We start from the raw sequence: 16480 nt of genomic DNA, 5'->3' as shown, positions 1-16480 counted from the left end.
TGAAGACCGGAAATAGTCCCGATGCCAAAACTTACCATCGTCGCCTTCGACGGCACGCGCTTCGACCTCGACGTCGACCAAGGCTCCACCGTGATGGAGAACGCCGTGCGCAATTCGGTGCCCGGCATCGAGGCCGAATGCGGCGGCGCCTGCGCCTGCGCGACTTGTCATGTCTATGTCGATGAGGAGTGGACGGAGAAGGTCGGTCAGCCGGAAGCGATGGAAGAGGATATGCTCGACTTCGCCTTCGACGTGCGCCCGACTTCGCGGCTGTCCTGTCAGATCCGAATGAAGGCCATCTATGACGGGCTCGTGGTGCACGTGCCGGAACGCCAGGCCTGAAGCACATCCGCTTCAAACGTCGCCGAAACATCCGATATCAAAAAAGACGCCTCGCGCGCTGGAGCGAGCGAGGCGAGGCGGGCGCATTACCTTCGGATGAGGGAGGAACATCCGAGGCTTCGGAACGCGCCAGGAGAACCCAGCGATGAAAGTGCAGGTGCCGTACTTGGTGTCGTACCTGGACTTTCGAATGTGTTCATATTAACGCGTTCCGGTTGAGTCTGCCAGGATGAAAAATGACCATTCAATCGCTGGGGAGAGCGCAAGTTTCGCACAAGTTTCGTTGTGCAGCTAAGGTTTCCTGCTCGCAAGCTGATTGAAAAAGCCCTATTTTGCGCCGGTTCGACCGTTGATTCGATTATTCAGCAATCTCAGCATGCGCTTCTGGAAGTTGACCGCTTCGACCCTGTCGAATCGCGCCTGCTGCCGATCGTGCTCCTCTATACCGCGTGCTGATTCGTCGGAGACGAGTTCCTGCATGGCTTCGCAGCTGCGCTGCTGCGGCAGCGCGCGAATGGCGCGCTCCATGGCGCGGGCCTGATCGCGGGCGATCTCGGCATGGCGCTCCTCATGGCGTTTGATATCGCTCGACAGGGCGTCCCAGATCATCGACAGCTCCTTGCTGGCACCCTTGCGGCTGCTCCAGCGCGGCAGGATGATCTGGGTGTGGACCGTGACCTTGACGTTGCCGACGCGGCAGCGCCCGTTATCCTGGATATAGGTTGCCTCGCCGCCGAAGCGGATCTTCGTGGCGCCGGGATGGCGCGCCGAGGAGCCGCTCGCCGTCGGGCCGCGCCGGCTGAGTTCGCGGTCGAGTTCATCCGCGGTTTTGCCGCGAATGTCGAAATAGGAATAGCTTTTCGATGCGATCACTTCGGCTGCCACGGGGCTGCAGAGGGAAAGAGCAATGGAAAAGGCGATAGGGAAGACCATATAACGCACTGCAAGCGGCATTCTGAACGCAACCCGTGTTGAAATCGACCGGAGCTTGGGGCATAGCCACCACAAGCGCAATATCGGATGGCGCTTTTTTCGTCATCAATGGGATAAGTCTGGTGACAGGGCTGGAAGGCAGCATATGGCGTGTCGGCCATGGCCGGGAGATCGAACTTGGCCGTCGTTCGACGATCATGGCGATCATCAACGTGACGCCGGACTCCTTTTCCGACGGCGGACGTTTTGAAACCGTCGATGCCGCGGTCGAACAGGCGCTGCGGGCGGTGAGCGAGGGTGCCGGCATTGTCGACATCGGCGGCGAATCGACCCGGCCGAACGCAGCAGCCGTCAGTCCTTCCGAGGAGCAGGCGCGCGTATTGCCCGTCATCGAGGCATTGCGCGGGCGCACCCAGGCGCTGATCTCCATCGACACCTATCGCGCCGAGACGGCGCGGCTTGCCATCAGCGCCGGCGCCCATATCGTCAATGACGTCTTCGGGCTGCAGAAGGAGCCCGATATCGCCAATATTGCCGCAGTGACCGGAGCCGGGCTGTGCATCATGCATACCGGCCGCGACAGGGTAAAACTGACCGACGTGATTGCCGATCAGGTGCATTTCCTCGAACGCTCGCTTGCGATCGCCGCTGCATCCGGCGTCAACAGCGACCGGATCGTGCTCGATCCGGGCTTCGGCTTCGCCAAGGAGACGGCGGAGGAAAACCTGGAGCTGATGGCGCGGTTTTCCGAGCTTTCCCGCTTCGGTCTGCCGCTGCTCGCCGGCACGTCGCGCAAACGCTTCCTTGGTGCGGTGACGGGGCGTGAGGCGGCAGACAGGGATGTGGCGACGGCTGCATCGAGCGCGCTGCTCAGGCTTCAAGGGGCTGCGGTTTTCCGCGTGCACAATGTCGCAATCAACAGGGATGCGCTTGATATCGCCGATGCTATGCTGAATGCACGCCAGGAATTCGAGAGGAAGCGGCCGACATGACCACCTACACGATCACGCTGCAGAACTGCGCCTTCTTTGCGCGCCACGGCGTGCATGACGAGGAGGAATTCCTCGGCCAACGTTTCTTCGTCGATGCCGAGCTCGATGTCGTCGCCGGCGAGGCGCTGGAAAGCGATTCGATCAACGATACCGTCAATTACGGCATTGCCTTCACCGTGATCGAGCAGATCGTCACCGGCAAGCGGCGCTACCTCATCGAGGCGCTGGCGCTCGATATCGCCAAGGGGCTCTGCGAGACATTCCCTCAGATCCGGCGGGCGAAGATTACGGTGCGCAAGCCGAACGCGCCGGTGCCGGGCGTACTCGATTTCGTGCAGGTGAGCGTTGAGCATTTTGCCTGAGGCCGCATTGCAATCCGCCACACTCGGTCTCGGCGGCAATATCGGCGATCCGGTGAAGGCGATGGCGGGCGCGCTGCAAAGGCTGGACGGACGCGACGACTGCCGGGTGACGGCGGTCTCGCGGCTCTATCGCACGCCGCCCTGGGGCAAGACGGATCAATCCTTCTTCTTCAATGCCTGCGCCGCCGTCAAGACCAGGCTGGAGCCCGAGGCTTTGCTCGATGTCTGCCTGTCGATCGAACGGGAGATGAAACGCGAGCGCATCGAGCGCTGGGGGCCGCGCACGCTCGATATCGACGTGCTGACCTATGGCGACGTCATCCAGGACGCACCGCGGCTGGAACTGCCGCATCCGCGCATGACCGATCGCGGTTTCGTGCTGATGCCGCTCGCCGATATCGCGCCGGGCCTTCTCGTCAGGGGTAGGGCGGTCAGTGACTGGCTTGATGATGCCGAGGTGACCGGCATCGAGGTCGCCGACGAGAGCCGCGACTGGTGGCGGAGCGCCTGAATCAGAGACGCTGAAACGGAAAACGGCGGGAAACCCGCCGCTTCAGGAAAATCCGCTGTGCGGTTTCTCTACTGGATCGAGCCGACGGCCATCTCGTCGACCTGGCGGGTCAGCGTCAGGCCGATCACCGGGATCATCTGGCTTTCGACCTTGACCGAAACGGTGACGTTCATCGTCTTGTCGTCACGCACGCGGGCGATCATCGCACCGTTCAGCTTGGCGCGGTTGATGCCGACGACGACGGTATCCTCGGAGACGGCGCCGGAGACGACGTCAAGGCCCTTGCCGGCGGCGCCGTCCAGGAACTTGCCCTTGTAGGTCGAGCCCGACTGCGAGATGACGGCAGTCATCGGCTGTTTGAAGACGCCAACGCGGCAGGTGCCGTCGAGCTTGATGCCGGCGCTGCTGTCGCCTGTGGGTTCGCCGATCAGGTTGCAGGTGAATTTCGTGCCCTTGTACTTGCCGGCGACGATTTCGCCGGGGCCTTTCCAGGAGCCGGCGACCGAATCGAAGAAGGCCTTGTCACGGGTTGCAGCAGTGGCTGCCGGAGCGACATCTGCGACGGGAGACAATGCCGCGGCGGCCAGGCCGCATACGATGAGAAACTTGCGCGAATACATGGATTTTCCTTGGCAAACACCACTCACGAACTGGGTGCAAGTTTTGCCGAAGAATGGTTAATCCTTCCTTTCAATTGTGCCGAAATGCGCGGAAAGACAGGAGTTTCAGGCGCCGGAGATTTTAAAATACTGTCGCTAGAGCTCTGAATTCACTGAAATTTCTTCAACGTTACGCAAGGGGAGGCGAAAGACGCGGAATCGCTGTGTCGCTCAAGGATTGTTGCCGCGCGGCGACATGGACGGGGTGAGATCGCCGATGAAATCACCGATTCCCGGCCGCTTCAGGGCCCGGAAGGCAAGCGGACGGCAGAGATCCATGGCCGCGATTCCGATGCGGGCGGTCATCAGGCCGTTGATCACACCCTCTCCCAGTCGGGCCGAGAGCCTGGAGGCCAGCCCGTGACCGAGCACCTGCTGGACGAGGCTGTCGCCGACGGCGATCGAGCCGGTGACGGCCAGATGCGCCAGCACGTCGCGCAGCAGGCGGAACATGCCCAGCGTGCCGGGCCGGCCGCCGTAAAGTTCGGCCATGGCGCGAATGAGGCGCACGGCCTCATAGAGCACGTAGAGCAGGTCGACCACAGCACGCGGGCTGACGGCGGTGACGATCGAGACGCGCTTGGAGGCATTGACGATCAGCGCGCGGGCCTTGCGGTCGAGGGGAGCAAGCAGTTCGCGTTCGGCGAGCGCAATCAGATGCGGGGGGTCGATGACCTCGCCCTCGGTCGCTTTCAGCGTTGCGCGGCCCTTCGATGTCTCGGGATTGGCGGAAAGCAGGGTGGTGAGGCGCGCCACGACGGCGCGCGCCTTCGCCGGCCGGGTTTCGAGAATCGCGGCGTCTGCTTCGGCCTTGATCGCCTGGACGGCAGCAAGACGCATCATGCCCACAGTTTCGCGGACGACCAGGGCAAGCACGGCGAGGATGCCGACGGCGAGCACGGCAAGGGCTGCATAACCCAGCCAGTCGGCGCGAGTGAAGAGATCGCGGATCAGGCTGTCGGTCCAGAGGCCAATGGCGAGAGACAGCAGGATGCCGAAGGCGCCGGCGGCAATCTTGCCGAAGGAGGTTCGACGTTTCCGCGGCGTGGCAACCGGAACTGCGCTCAGATCCTTGTCGGGATTGAGGAAGGGATCGTCCTCATCGGGCGTCACGATGATATGTTCGGAGAAACTTTCCGGCTTGCGCCGTTGCTCTGCCTGCCTGCCGTTGTCTCGCGGCTGGGTGACCTCGTCCTCATAGGTGAAGGCGGCGGGTGCGCGGCGCGGCGGATCGGACGGGGGCTTGCTCATGCGAGACGGTCTCCGAACAGGAACTGCATGGCGCGGTCGAGGCGGATATGCGGCACCGACAGCTTGATGCCGCCGCCGGTTTCCTCAAGCTGCGGCGGGCGGAACCTGACGACGTTGACATCGGGCAGCTGCAGGCCTGTTACACCCGAGGCAATGCGGTCGAACAGGCTTTCCGGATCCTCCGGCAGGTCGCCGGGGAAGATCGCGGTCTTTCTCTGGCCGTCGAAGCGTTCGCCGGCTAGGGTTTCGCCGTCCATCGGCGTGCCGACGATGACAGGCAGCTCGTGGCCATCGCGCCTGACGGTCGCCTCGCGAGTGGCGCGGACGGAGGCAAGCGCCATGACGTCGATGCCGGCCCCCGCCATGCCGATGCGGTCGATGGCGCGATCCACCAGGCGGCGGGTCAGCGCATCAAGCCGGTCATGGCTTTCATGGTGGAGATGATCGGCCTTGGTGGCGGCGACCAGCACGCGGTCGATGCGGCGTCCAAGCAGGGAGGAGAGCAGCGAATTGGTGCCGGGGCGGAAACAGGCGAGCACATCGGTCAGCGCGCGTTCCAGATCCTGTACGGCTTCGGGGCCGCGGTTCATCGCCTGCAGCGCATCGACCAGCACGATCTGGCGGTCGAGGCGGGCGAAATGCTCACGGAAGAAGGGTTTGACGACGACCGATTTGTAGGCCTCGTAGCGCCGCTCCATCATCGTCCACAGCGAGCCGCGCCCAGGACGTCCGTCCGACGGCAGCGCCAACGGCGCGAAGGTCAATGCTGGTGACCCATCCAGATCGCCGGGCAAGAGCAGGCGGCCGGGCGGCAGGGTGGAGAGCGAGCGTTCATCGGCCTTGCAGGCCTTGAGATAATCGGCGAAGGCGGTCGCGAGGTCGCGGGCGATCATCTCGTCGGCGCCGGCGTGGATATCGGCGGCGCGCGTCAGAGCCAGCCACTCACGCGACAGCTCCGAGCGGACGCCGGTTTCGGCGAGCGCGATGGTTTCCTCGCTGAAGGTGCGGTAATCCTTGCCGAGCAGCGGCAGGTCGAGCAGCCATTCGCCGGGATAATCGACGATATCGATCGACAGGCGGCCGGGGGAAAACAGCCGGTTCCAGCCGCTGGCGCTCTGGTAATCCAGCGTGATGCGCAGTTCCGATATGGCGCGGGTCGAATCCGGCCAGATGCGGTCCTTCACCAGCGCACGGATATGGTCCTCGTACTGGAAGCGCGGCACGGCATCGTCGGGCTGCGGCTCCAGCCGCACCGCCGAGACCCGGCCGGATTGCACCGGCTCGAACAGCGGCAGGCGGCCGCCATGCAGGAGATTGTGGACCAGCGAGGAGATGAAGACCGTCTTACCGGAGCGGGAGAGGCCGGTGACGCCGAGCCGCACGGTCGGATTGACGAGGCCGCTCGCCCGGTCGGCGAGATTGTCGAAGGCGATGCGGGCGTCATCGGCAAAGGATGTCAGGCGTGGCGGCAAGGCGCGATTCCGGTTGGTGACTGCCCCGCAATATAGGGAGGGCGCGCCGCCCGCAAAAGAAGAGCGGCGTGAAAGACTTCAGACGACCACGAAATCGGTGAGGCGCCAGACAGAGGCCGAAGCGTCAAAATCGACGACGGCAAGGCCTGCGGTTGGGAAGCCGCCGGGAAGGGCGCTTACCATCGCGTCATGGCCGATCAACGTCTCCAGCGCCTGCTCCATGGTCGGATTGTGGCCGACCAGCATGACGGCCGCCTCATCCTGTGCATCGACGATCTCGAGATAGGTATCGACCGTGGCGTTGTAGAGCGCATCGACATAACGCACCTCGAGCGCGACGCCCATCGCCCGGTGGACGGCGCCTGACGTGTCACGGCAACGCAGCGCTGTCGAACTGATCAGGAGATCGGGACGATAACCCTTGTCGGCGGCCTTGTCGGCGATGATCTCGGCATCGCCAAAGCCCTTTTCGCTCAGCGGCCGGTCGAAATCGCGCTGTCCGGGTTCGGCCCAGCTGGCCTCGGCATGACGCAGGAGATAGATGCGGTTGGGCGGAGGCAGCGGTACGGTCATGGGCAAATCCAGGATCGGGCGGGGTCTTTTCAGTAGCGGTTGCGATTGGCCGCCGTCAATCGCCAGCCATGTCGCAACTGCCCGAAACGTGGCCGATAACACGGCGTTTTGAAGGCGAAGCAAAAAACGGCAATCGGAATAACCATGACAAAATAGATCGTTAGCCGAAAATTGTAACAGATTTAAAAATCTGTTTACCTGTCGTATTTGGCTTGAATCGCGACTAGCGCTTGGGATATACACCCGGCCAGATGAGATGTTCTTCAGGAGAATCGCGTTGAGTGAGAAGATCGATCTTAGCAATTACGTTCCCTCGGAAGAGGAAGAGTTCATGAACGTAAACCAGCGTGCCTACTTCAGGGCCAAGCTGGTTGCATGGAGAAACGATATCCTTAGAGAAGCGCGCGAGACGCTCGACCATCTGGCCGAGGAAAGCGCAAACCATCCCGACCTCGCCGACCGGGCGTCGTCGGAAACGGACCGGGCGATCGAACTTCGCGCCCGTGACAGACAGAGAAAGCTGATTTCGAAGATCGACGCGGCACTGCAGCGCATCGAAGACGGTACCTACGGCTATTGCGAGGAAACCGGCGAACCGATCGGCCTGAAACGTCTCGACGCCCGCCCGATCGCGACACTGTCGATCGAGGCGCAGGAGCGTCACGAACGTCGCGAAAAAGTCTATCGCGACGAATAAGAGTTTTCATGCAGGCATGAGAGCAGAACAGGCGCCGCGATCCCGATCGCGGCGCCTTTTTCGATAGTCACGAAGGCCCGAGATCGAGCCTCCGCGACGGAGTTCCACTATTATAGCGGATCTCCTGCTGCCAGAGCTTTCCAAGATTGCTCTCGGTCGGCCTCCATGGCGAGGTCAATCACGACAAGGGTGCCATTCCTGATCCGCCGCCGCATGACGCCTGCTCGGTCAGGATCTGTCCGAACCATGCCTTGATCATGCAGAGCCTGCAGCCGCGAGCGTGACACTTTCAGTTCGGAGCCCAGCAGACGGTCGAGGCGTGTGCTCGTTGGAAACGGGACCATCAGTTCGATTGCCAATCTCGTCCAATTCGCCGTGTCGCTCTGCATCTCTTTTTTGATGTCAAATTCGGCAAACTCGTCCACACGCCGTGACTTCTGCCGGAGAGCATCGAGGTTGAAGGTTTCTGCCCGGATCCAGCCGGGATCGTTGGATTGTAACGCGTCAAGGACTTGAGGATCGATGTCGCGAACATTGCGGCGCTCGAGGATTGGCCGGTTCCATGTTCTTTCACAGGTCAGGCATTTGTAGATAAGCCAGGCGTCGAGCTTGCGACCGTTGGCGTTGAGCCGGATCTTGCCGCTGGGTTGGAAAGCTCTGAGGCCCCCGCATCCGCCGCAGGCCAACCAGGGCTGGGGAGCTGTCTTGGGAATAATGGTCCATCGGACCCGAAGCGTATTGCACATACCGTCTTGGTCTTCCGTTCGGAAGTCCACCAAGATGGTGCATGAGAAAACCCTTGCGGGCGCGGTGTGGCGATGTTGTGGGCGGCTGAAGAGCTGAGACAGCGGAGCTGCACATGGCACATTGTAACAATGCCAAACCGGTCTCTCGCCACCACCCGATGAACATGTTCGTATGCCGCCAGCGTGTCGCTTTGCGGCAGTACGGGTGAAACTGGAGTGAGACCGGTATTTACTTAGGCAAAGTGTTACCTCGAATGCACCAAAGCTCTTCGACTTCAGAGATAACAAATGATCGGCATCAAGGTGAGCCCCCGAGCCGTTCGCGAACTGAAAGCCGCAGCATTGCGGCTTTTATGCAACTTGGTGATGAAGGCCGGCGTGTCTGCCCTCATTTGTCGCGATTGACGCTCATCTCGCCGAAGATGCGGGCGACTTCCTTCTGCAGTTCCGTGTCGGCTCCGGTGATGGGAGCTAGCTCGGGATCGCGGCGCGGCAGGTTGCCCGGCTGCGGCGCGGCTTGGCGGGGTTCCTGGTTTGCCGGCGCCGGCACGATGCGCTCGGCCGTCAGATTGCTCGACATCTCCTCTTCCAGCACGCGCTGGAAATCATGACGGATCGCCGCTGCCGACTGCGCAGCCGCATCGTCCTCGGCCGTAACAGGCGCGGCGCGTACTGCCGCCGGCAAGTGCTGGACAGGCGGGGCGGAGACCTCGGGTTCGATGCGCTGCTGCGGCAGCACGCGCTGGCGGGCCGCATCGAGAATCTCGGCTGCACTCGCGGTATCATGGAACTGTGCGGGCTGCGAGGCTGGGGGAACGGCGGGACGCTCCGGCGGGCGCGGCTGGGGCGGAGCGGCACGCAGAGGATTGTCGCGTTCGGCCGACAGTGGAGCTGTCACCGGCTCTGCCGGAAGCGGGCTCGTGACCACCGGCGGCGCAACGGCCGGCGGGGCCGATGTTTGAGCCGATGATTGGGCCGATGATTCCGGGCGCGAGCGCGGCTCTGGCGGGACCGGCGAGGAGAAAGAGGGCTCGGCGGCCGGCTCGACACGGGCAGCGACCGGCGGGCGCGGCGGAACGACCGGCGGCGTTTCCGGCCGCGCGACGGGTATCGGGCGCTGCTCGACGGGCTGCGGGCGGTTGACGCTTTCCGGTTGTGCTGTTGCCGCGGCGGGCAGGATGCGGCTTTCGATGACGATATCGCTCGGGCCGCCGATCATGATCAGGTGCTCGACGTCGTCGCGGCGCACCAGCACCAGCCGGCGGCGGGCATCGACGGCAGCGGCATCCAGCACCTGCAGGCGGGGTTGGCGGTTGCGGCCGCCGCGCACGAAAGGCGAGGGCGCCCGGCTGCGGATCACCCAGAGCACGAGGATGAGCAGGAGAAGCGCCAGACCGACGCCACCGGCTGCAAGCAGGAAACGACTGCCATAAGCTCCGACAACATCATCCAACATAGTCACTTACTCCATTTCGCATTTCGGCACATATTGACGACTTTTCCGTTCCTTAGGCAAGGGCCGCCCATGCTGTCCAGTCACGGGAGAACGCGATTTCGTGTTCAGCTGCCTGGCGCCCAGCGACCTTGCGCAGGGGCGGCCGCTTTGGGCTTCAGGGGCAGATGGCGCTGTTGCCTGTGAATTCAAGCAGTCTTGCCGGTTGCCGGTGTTTTTGCCGACGCGGCAAATTGCTAAGAAGGAAAGAGTGCCTGATTCCCGCTTTGTGTTCGTGCTACGAAGCGGGAGGGGCTTATGTGAGGAATACATGACGAAACCGCGTCAGGCCGACGATTATAACGCACCGCTTGTGGATCGTGGGGGGCGTTCTGGCACGGTTTTGCGCATTCTGCTGCTGGCGCTCGTGCTGATTGCTGCCGCCGGGGGCTTCGTCTTCTTCAAAAAGTCGCTCGACAACGAGATCGTGCTCGGCGGTCTCGGCGTGCTCGCCATGGTCGGCATCTTCTTCCTGGTGTCTTCGGTCATCGGCTTCATCGAGGTGATGCCGCAGCGCCAGTCCGACAGCCTGGCGCGCGCCTTCCTCAACAGCCATCCCGACGGGACGCTGATCACCGACGAAAAGGGCCGGATCATCTATGCCAATGCCGCCTATGGCGCGCTGACCGGCGCGCGCAAGGCGACCGAGGTGCAGACGCTGGAAACGCTGCTGTCGCGTCACCGCGAATCCAATGAAGCGCTCTACAGGCTGGTCAACGGGCTGCGCGAGGGCAAGGAAGGCCGGGAGGAATTTCGGCTGCTGCGCGCCGTCGGGCCAGGCAGCAACAGCTCCGGCGCGCATTGGTACCGGCTGAAGGCACGGCTGCTGCAGCCGGAGGAGAATAGCGGCAGGCCGCTGCAGATCTGGCAGATCACCGACATCACCACTGAGCGCGACGACCAGGAGCGCTTCTTCAAGGAATTGCAGAACGCGATCGATTATCTCGACCATGCGCCGGCCGGCTTCTTTTCCGCCGGCAGGAAGGGCGAGATCTTCTATCTGAATGCGACGCTTGCCGAGTGGCTGAGCCTCGACCTCACCAAGTTCGTGCCGGGCTCGATGACGATCGGCGACGTCGTGGCGGGCGAGGGGCTGGCGCTGATCCAGTCGGTGCAGGCCGAACCGGGTCTGAAGAAGACCGTGACGCTCGACCTCGACCTGCGCAAGACCAACGGCCAGAGCCTGCCGGTGCAGATCATCCACAGCGTCACCTCGATGCGCGATGGCGCACCCGGCGAAAGCCGGACGATTGTGCTGGCGCGTGAAAAGAGCGAGGCCGGCGGCCAGTCGGCTTCTGCCGCCGCCATGCGCTTCACCCGTTTCTTCAACAACACGCCGATGGCGATCGCCTCGGTCGACGGCGACGGGCGCATTCTGCGGACCAACGCACCGTTCCTGAAACTGTTCTCCGGCGTCGTCTCGCGCGACGATCTCGAAAAGGCGCCGCATCTCGAAACCATCGTGCAGGAGAGCGACCGGCCGCAGCTTGCCGAGGCGCTGGCGGCGGCCAAGGATCGGCAGGGCGATATCGCGCCCATCGATACCCGGACGCCGACCGACGAGGCGCGCTATTTCCGCTTCTATGTCAACGCGGTCATCGACCAGAGCGACGAGGCGCCCGAGGAGGCGGCGATCGTCTATGCCGTCGAGGTGACCGAGCAGAAGGCGCTGGAAGCGCAGATGGCGCAGACGCAGAAGATGAATGCTGTGGGCACACTCGCCGGCGGCATCGCGCATGATTTCAACAACGTGCTGACGGCGATCCTGCTGTCCTCCGACCATCTGCTGCTGCAGGCGCGGCCGGCCGATGCCAGCTTCGCCGACCTGATGGAGATCAAGCGCAACGCCAACCGCGCCGCCGTGCTGGTGCGCCAGCTGCTCGCCTTCTCGCGCAAGCAGACGATGCGGCCCTCGGTACTGAACCTCACCGATGTCGTCGGCGACCTGCGCATGCTGGTCGACCGGCTGCTCTCCGGCACCAACGTCAAGCTCGACGTGCAATATGGCCGCGACCTCTGGCCTGTCAAAACAGACCTTTCGCAGTTCGAGCAGGTGCTGATCAATCTCTGCGTCAATGCACGCGATGCGATGCCCGAGGGCGGCACGCTGACGCTGCGCACCAAAAACCTGACCGCCGCCGAGGTCTCCGCCTTCAACTATTCCTACATGCCGGCCGAGGACATGGTGCTGATCGAGGTGGCCGATAACGGCACCGGTATCGCGCCTGAGATCATGGACAAGATCTTCGAGCCCTTCTTCACCACCAAGGATGTCGGCAAAGGCACCGGCCTTGGCCTCGCCATGGTCTACGGCATCGTCAAGCAGTCGGGCGGTTATATCCAGCCGGAATCCGAAGTCGGCAAGGGCACGACCTTCCGGGTGTTCCTGCCGCGCCACATCCCTGAGCCGGCGGTCGCCGCCGAAGCAGGTTCGATCGACAGCGCCATCGCCGAGATCGGCGTGCGGCCCGAGGCGCCGGCGACACAGCAGCCGGAGGATCTGACGGGATCGGCGGTCATCCTGCTCGTCGAGGACGAGGAGGCGGTGCGCCGCGGCGGCAAGCGCATGCTGGAAACGCGCGGCTACACCGTGCACGAGGCGGGCTCGGGCGTCGAGGCGCTCAGCATCATGGAAGAACTCGACGGCAAGGTCGATATCGTCGTCTCCGACGTCGTCATGCCCGAAATGGATGGGCCGACGCTGCTGCGTGAGCTGCGCAAGACCTATCCCGACATGAAATTCATCTTCGTCTCCGGCTATGCCGAAGATGCCTTTGCCCGCAACCTGCCGCCGGATGCGAAATTCGGCTTCCTGCCGAAGCCCTTCTCGCTCAAGCAGCTCGCTGTTGTGGTGAAGGAAACGTTGGACGGGTGAGTGGGGTGCGCCCGAGAGAGGGCGTGCCACACATCGCCTCTGGCACGGTTGTGCCGTGCCAGCCCCTCTGCCCGGCAGGCAGAGGGGCTTTTTCGGCACCATCTATCTGTCACGGCCATACCGACCTACCCGTCAATCCTCATTCCGCAGCGCCACCGCAATCTCGGCGGCAAGCCGCGCATTGTTCTCCACCAACGCAATATTGGTTTTCAGGCTCTGGCCGTCCGTCAGGTCGAAGATGGTCGAGAGCAGATAGGGCGTCACAGCCTTGCCGGTGATTTCGTCGCGCTCGGCGCTATCCAGCGCCCGCTCGATATAGATTTCCATCTCCTCGCGTGGGATTTCGTCGACTTCCGGCACTGGGTTGGCGACGAGCATGCCGCCGTCGACACCGAGCTGTTCGCGCACCGTCTGGAAATTGGCGATGGCGGCCGGGCTGTTCAGCGACAGCGGGCTTGATATGCCCGAGGAGCGTGACCAGAAGGCGGGGAATTCCTCGCTCTCATAGGTGACGACAGGCACGCCGCGGGTTTCCAGCACTTCCAGCGTCTTCGGAATGTCGAGAATCGCCTTGGCGCCGGCGCAGACGACGATGACGCCGGTTCGGGCGAGCTCCTCGAGGTCGGCTGATATATCGAAGCTTTCCTCGGCGCCGCGATGTACGCCGCCGATGCCGCCTGTGGCAAAGACGCGGATGCCGGCGCGCGCTGCCGCAATCATCGTCGCCGCGACCGTGGTGGCGCCGGTGCGGCGCTCGGCGATCGCGAAGGCGAGATCGGCGCGCGACACCTTCATCACCTCGGTCGCCTTGGCGAGCTGTTCCAATTCCGCGGCTTCAAGACCGATATGCAACGTGCCATGAATGACGGCGATCGTTGCCGGCACCGCTCCCTGTTCACGGATGATCGTCTCGACGCTGCGGGCCATCTCAATATTGCCGGGATAGGGCATGCCGTGGGTGATGATCGTCGATTCCAGCGCCACCAGCGGCGCGCCGCGCTGCTTGGCGCTGGCAACCTCCTTCGAATAGGCGATCGGCAGAAGAGGGGAGATGGGCTTGGTCATGGTCTTGTCCTATGATCGACAGAACATAATGCCGAAAAGTGTGGGCGGTTTTCGGACGGCATCATGCTCAACTCTTTAATTAGTCGCTTCAATGCAGAATTCTGATCTTGGGAACAAGGGCAAGCGCCTCATTCAAAAGATCCGGCGTCAGATTTTCGTTGACGGCGTGCCGCGACTGCACGGTCAGCGTGGCGGCCGCGGTGCCGTGGCGGACGGCTTCCTCGAGCGGCAGGCCGAGCATCAAGGCGGCGAGCGTGCCGGCCGCAAGAGAATCGCCGGCACCCGTGACATCGGCGACGGTGTCGGCGATCGGCGGCTGCAGCGTCACGGCGCGGTGCCCGCAAAGCGCGACGAGTTCGCGCCGGCCGCGAGTGACGACGGCATTCCTGATGCCGATCTCGTTCAGCAATGGTGGCCAGCCGGCGGCGTCTTCCGGCTGCTCACCGGTCAGGGCGGCGGCCTCGGCCTCGTTCAGGAACAGGTAGTCGATATCTCCGATGCAGGGTTTCAGCCTGACGACCTTGGCCGGCGAGATGGCGATCGCCGCGACGGGCTTGGCCAGGGAATGCGCCTTGGCGACGATCGCGGCGAGCGTCTCTTCCGGCAGGTTGGCATCGAAGAGGATGAAATCATGGGCGTCGAAAGCTTCCCGCACCCAGCGGATGGATAGACGCCGCGGCACGAAGAAGCGGTAGAGATCCATGTCGGCCAGGGCGATCACCAGATTGCCGTCCTTCTCGATGATCGCCGTGTAGCTCGGCGTCTTGCGGTCGAGGAAGACGAAAGGCCGGTCGTCGATGCCGGCGAAATCGGCGGCTTCGCCGACCAGTTCGCCGTTGGGATCGCCGCCGCGCGGCGAGATCATCGTCACCTGAAAACCGAGCCTTGCGAGATTGCGCGCCGCATTGAAGCCGCCGCCGCCCGGTTCCTCGAACCAGGTGCCGGGATTGCTGGCGCCAGGCGCCGTCTCGCCGGAGATGCGGCCGCGCCGATCGATATGGGCACCGCCGAGAACGAGAATCTTTCTTTTCATTTCAGGCACTCTCCTGATGCCCGACGTGCGAATCGATGGGATGGGTTTTTGTGCGCGCGTGCCGGCACTTTACATCTAAGTCGTTGCTTTTCATCGATAAAACAAATACAGAACACGGGCCGTTTTACCTTTTTCTTTCAATTGTTTGATCGCCTATTGCGAGAATGGAACAAATAGGGTACAAACTCGACATTGCTTGGGCGGCTTCAATAACCTAAAGGTGGATCGGATGTCTCAGAATTCATTGCGGCTGGTAGAGGACAAATCGGTGGACAAAAGCAAGGCGCTTGAAGCGGCACTCTCACAGATAGAGCGGTCGTTCGGCAAGGGCTCGATTATGAAACTCGGCTCCAACGAGAATGTTGTCGAGATCGAGACGATCTCGACCGGCTCGCTTGGCCTCGATATCGCACTTGGCGTCGGCGGCCTGCCGAGGGGCCGCATCATCGAAATTTACGGACCGGAAAGCTCCGGTAAAACGACGCTTGCGCTGCAGACCATTGCCGAAGCGCAGAAAAAGGGCGGTATCTGCGCCTTCGTCGATGCCGAACATGCGCTCGATCCTGTCTATGCCCGCAAGCTTGGCGTCGATCTGCAGAACCTTCTGATCTCGCAGCCCGATACCGGCGAGCAGGCGCTTGAAATCACCGATACGCTGGTGCGCTCCGGCGCCGTCGACGTCCTGGTCGTCGACTCGGTCGCCGCACTGACGCCACGCGCCGAAATCGAAGGCGAGATGGGCGACAGCCTTCCCGGCCTGCAGGCGCGCCTGATGAGCCAGGCGCTGCGCAAGCTCACCGCTTCGATCTCGAAGTCGAACACCATGGTGATCTTCATCAACCAGATCCGCATGAAGATCGGCGTCATGTTCGGTTCGCCGGAAACGACGACGGGCGGCAATGCGCTGAAATTTTATGCCTCCGTACGCCTCGACATCCGCCGCATCGGCGCGGTCAAGGAGCGCGAAGAGGTGATCGGCAACCAGACCCGCGTCAAGGTCGTCAAGAACAAGATGGCGCCACCCTTCAAGCAGGTCGAGTTCGACATCATGTATGGCGAGGGCGTTTCCAAGACCGGCGAGTTGGTCGATCTCGGCGTCAAGGCCGGCATCGTCGAGAAATCGGGCGCCTGGTTCTCCTATAACAGCCAGCGTCTCGGCCAGGGTCGTGAAAACGCCAAGACCTTCCTGCGCGACAATCCGGATCTCGCCCGCGAGATCGAGCTGTCGCTGCGCCAGAATGCCGGCCTGATCGCCGACCGCTTCCTGCAGAACGGCGGACCGGATCCCGATGACGGCGATGGCGATGCCACTGCGGAAATGTAATTTTCGCGCTTGAACTCATCAGTCAGTTCCAGCCGGCCGCATTCCTGATGAGAATGCGGCCGGTTTTGTTTGTCTGCTGGACAGTGGCGGAGGCGAACGTTAAAAGCCGATGGATTTGTATTTACCTGCCTCCGGCAGCATTGAAGGGCATAG

General features: G+C 62.7%; 16 protein-coding genes. 7 read left to right on the top strand and 9 right to left on the bottom strand.

The features are described from left to right. Window positions 1-21: 21 nt before the first annotated feature. Window positions 22-342: a 2Fe-2S iron-sulfur cluster-binding protein gene (locus NE851_RS22240; protein WP_047610054.1), complete on the top strand. Its 321-nt coding sequence runs from the start codon at window positions 22-24 to the stop codon at window positions 340-342. A 327-nt stretch (window positions 343-669) separates the two neighbouring features. Here NE851_RS22240 and NE851_RS22235 read toward each other — a convergent pair whose 3' ends face one another. Continuing rightward, window positions 670-1296: a DUF922 domain-containing Zn-dependent protease gene (locus NE851_RS22235; RefSeq protein ID WP_047610052.1), complete on the bottom strand. Its 627-nt coding sequence runs from the start codon at window positions 1294-1296 to the stop codon at window positions 670-672. Between the two features lie 101 nt (window positions 1297-1397). On the opposite strand from NE851_RS22235, the gene folP reads away from it, so the two are divergent. The 3 genes from folP to folK are packed head-to-tail and all read left to right on the top strand — an operon-like array spanning window position 1398 to window position 3140. Continuing rightward, a complete protein-coding gene (gene folP / locus NE851_RS22230) occupies window positions 1398-2267 on the top strand; it encodes a dihydropteroate synthase (RefSeq protein ID WP_063473357.1) in 870 nt (289 codons plus the stop codon). Beyond that, complete coding sequence (folB, locus tag NE851_RS22225) at window positions 2264-2629, top strand: dihydroneopterin aldolase (protein ID WP_027667693.1); 366 nt, start codon at window positions 2264-2266, stop codon at window positions 2627-2629. The genes folP and folB overlap by 4 nt, the downstream gene beginning before the upstream one ends. Continuing rightward, on the top strand, window positions 2622-3140 hold the full coding sequence (gene folK, locus NE851_RS22220) for a 2-amino-4-hydroxy-6-hydroxymethyldihydropteridine diphosphokinase (RefSeq protein WP_047610048.1): 519 nt from the start codon (window positions 2622-2624) through the stop codon (window positions 3138-3140). The genes folB and folK overlap by 8 nt, the downstream gene beginning before the upstream one ends. A 68-nt stretch (window positions 3141-3208) precedes the next feature. On the opposite strand, the gene NE851_RS22215 is transcribed toward folK, so the two are convergent. The 4 genes from NE851_RS22215 to NE851_RS22200 all read right to left on the bottom strand — a co-directional run bounded on the left by NE851_RS22215 (window position 3209) and on the right by NE851_RS22200 (window position 7095). Then, on the bottom strand, window positions 3209-3760 hold the full coding sequence (locus tag NE851_RS22215; protein WP_027667695.1) for a hypothetical protein: 552 nt from the start codon (window positions 3758-3760) through the stop codon (window positions 3209-3211). A gap of 210 nt (window positions 3761-3970) precedes the next feature. Next, the gene (locus tag NE851_RS22210) at window positions 3971-5050 is read right to left on the bottom strand and encodes a YcjF family protein (RefSeq protein WP_047613949.1); all 1080 of its coding nucleotides are present in this window, start codon (window positions 5048-5050) and stop codon (window positions 3971-3973) included. Then, entirely contained in the window at window positions 5047-6522 is a 1476-nt protein-coding gene (locus tag NE851_RS22205; protein WP_047610042.1) for a YcjX family GTP-binding protein, read from the bottom strand. Before NE851_RS22205 ends, NE851_RS22210 begins: the two co-directional genes overlap by 4 nt. 78 nt (window positions 6523-6600) lie before the next feature. Beyond that, on the bottom strand, window positions 6601-7095 hold the full coding sequence (locus NE851_RS22200) for a SixA phosphatase family protein (protein WP_047610040.1): 495 nt from the start codon (window positions 7093-7095) through the stop codon (window positions 6601-6603). A gap of 277 nt (window positions 7096-7372) precedes the next feature. Here NE851_RS22200 and dksA point away from each other — a divergent pair, with 277 nt between their 5' ends. Next, entirely contained in the window at window positions 7373-7792 is a 420-nt protein-coding gene (dksA, locus tag NE851_RS22195; RefSeq protein WP_017964517.1) for an RNA polymerase-binding protein DksA, read from the top strand. A 110-nt stretch (window positions 7793-7902) separates the two neighbouring features. On the opposite strand, the gene NE851_RS22190 is transcribed toward dksA, so the two are convergent. Then, window positions 7903-8538: a DUF1062 domain-containing protein gene (locus NE851_RS22190; RefSeq protein ID WP_047611592.1), complete on the bottom strand. Its 636-nt coding sequence runs from the start codon at window positions 8536-8538 to the stop codon at window positions 7903-7905. A gap of 388 nt (window positions 8539-8926) precedes the next feature. Further along, window positions 8927-10000 (bottom strand): flagellar biosynthetic protein FliO, encoded by a 1074-nt coding sequence (locus NE851_RS22185; RefSeq protein WP_097622381.1) that lies wholly within the window; start codon window positions 9998-10000, stop codon window positions 8927-8929. 301 nt (window positions 10001-10301) lie between these two features. Here NE851_RS22185 and cckA point away from each other — a divergent pair, with 301 nt between their 5' ends. Beyond that, on the top strand, window positions 10302-12905 hold the full coding sequence (cckA, locus tag NE851_RS22180) for a cell cycle histidine kinase CckA (protein WP_047610036.1): 2604 nt from the start codon (window positions 10302-10304) through the stop codon (window positions 12903-12905). 132 nt (window positions 12906-13037) lie between these two features. On the opposite strand, the gene NE851_RS22175 is transcribed toward cckA, so the two are convergent. Next, complete coding sequence (locus NE851_RS22175; RefSeq protein WP_063475220.1) at window positions 13038-13970, bottom strand: pseudouridine-5'-phosphate glycosidase; 933 nt, start codon at window positions 13968-13970, stop codon at window positions 13038-13040. An 88-nt stretch (window positions 13971-14058) separates the two neighbouring features. Continuing rightward, window positions 14059-15003 carry a carbohydrate kinase family protein gene (locus NE851_RS22170; RefSeq protein ID WP_254957785.1) on the bottom strand — a complete coding sequence of 315 codons (945 nt, stop codon included), beginning with the start codon at window positions 15001-15003 and terminating at the stop codon, window positions 14059-14061. A gap of 229 nt (window positions 15004-15232) precedes the next feature. Here NE851_RS22170 and recA point away from each other — a divergent pair, with 229 nt between their 5' ends. Next, complete coding sequence (gene recA, locus NE851_RS22165; RefSeq protein WP_003540131.1) at window positions 15233-16327, top strand: recombinase RecA; 1095 nt, start codon at window positions 15233-15235, stop codon at window positions 16325-16327. Window positions 16328-16480 lie beyond the last annotated feature (153 nt).

This window comes from Rhizobium anhuiense bv. trifolii, assembly GCF_024346605.1.
GTDB lineage: Bacteria > Pseudomonadota > Alphaproteobacteria > Rhizobiales > Rhizobiaceae > Rhizobium > Rhizobium anhuiense.
Note: the sequence above shows the minus strand (reverse complement) of the source record. Positions and strands in the feature narration are given on the sequence as shown.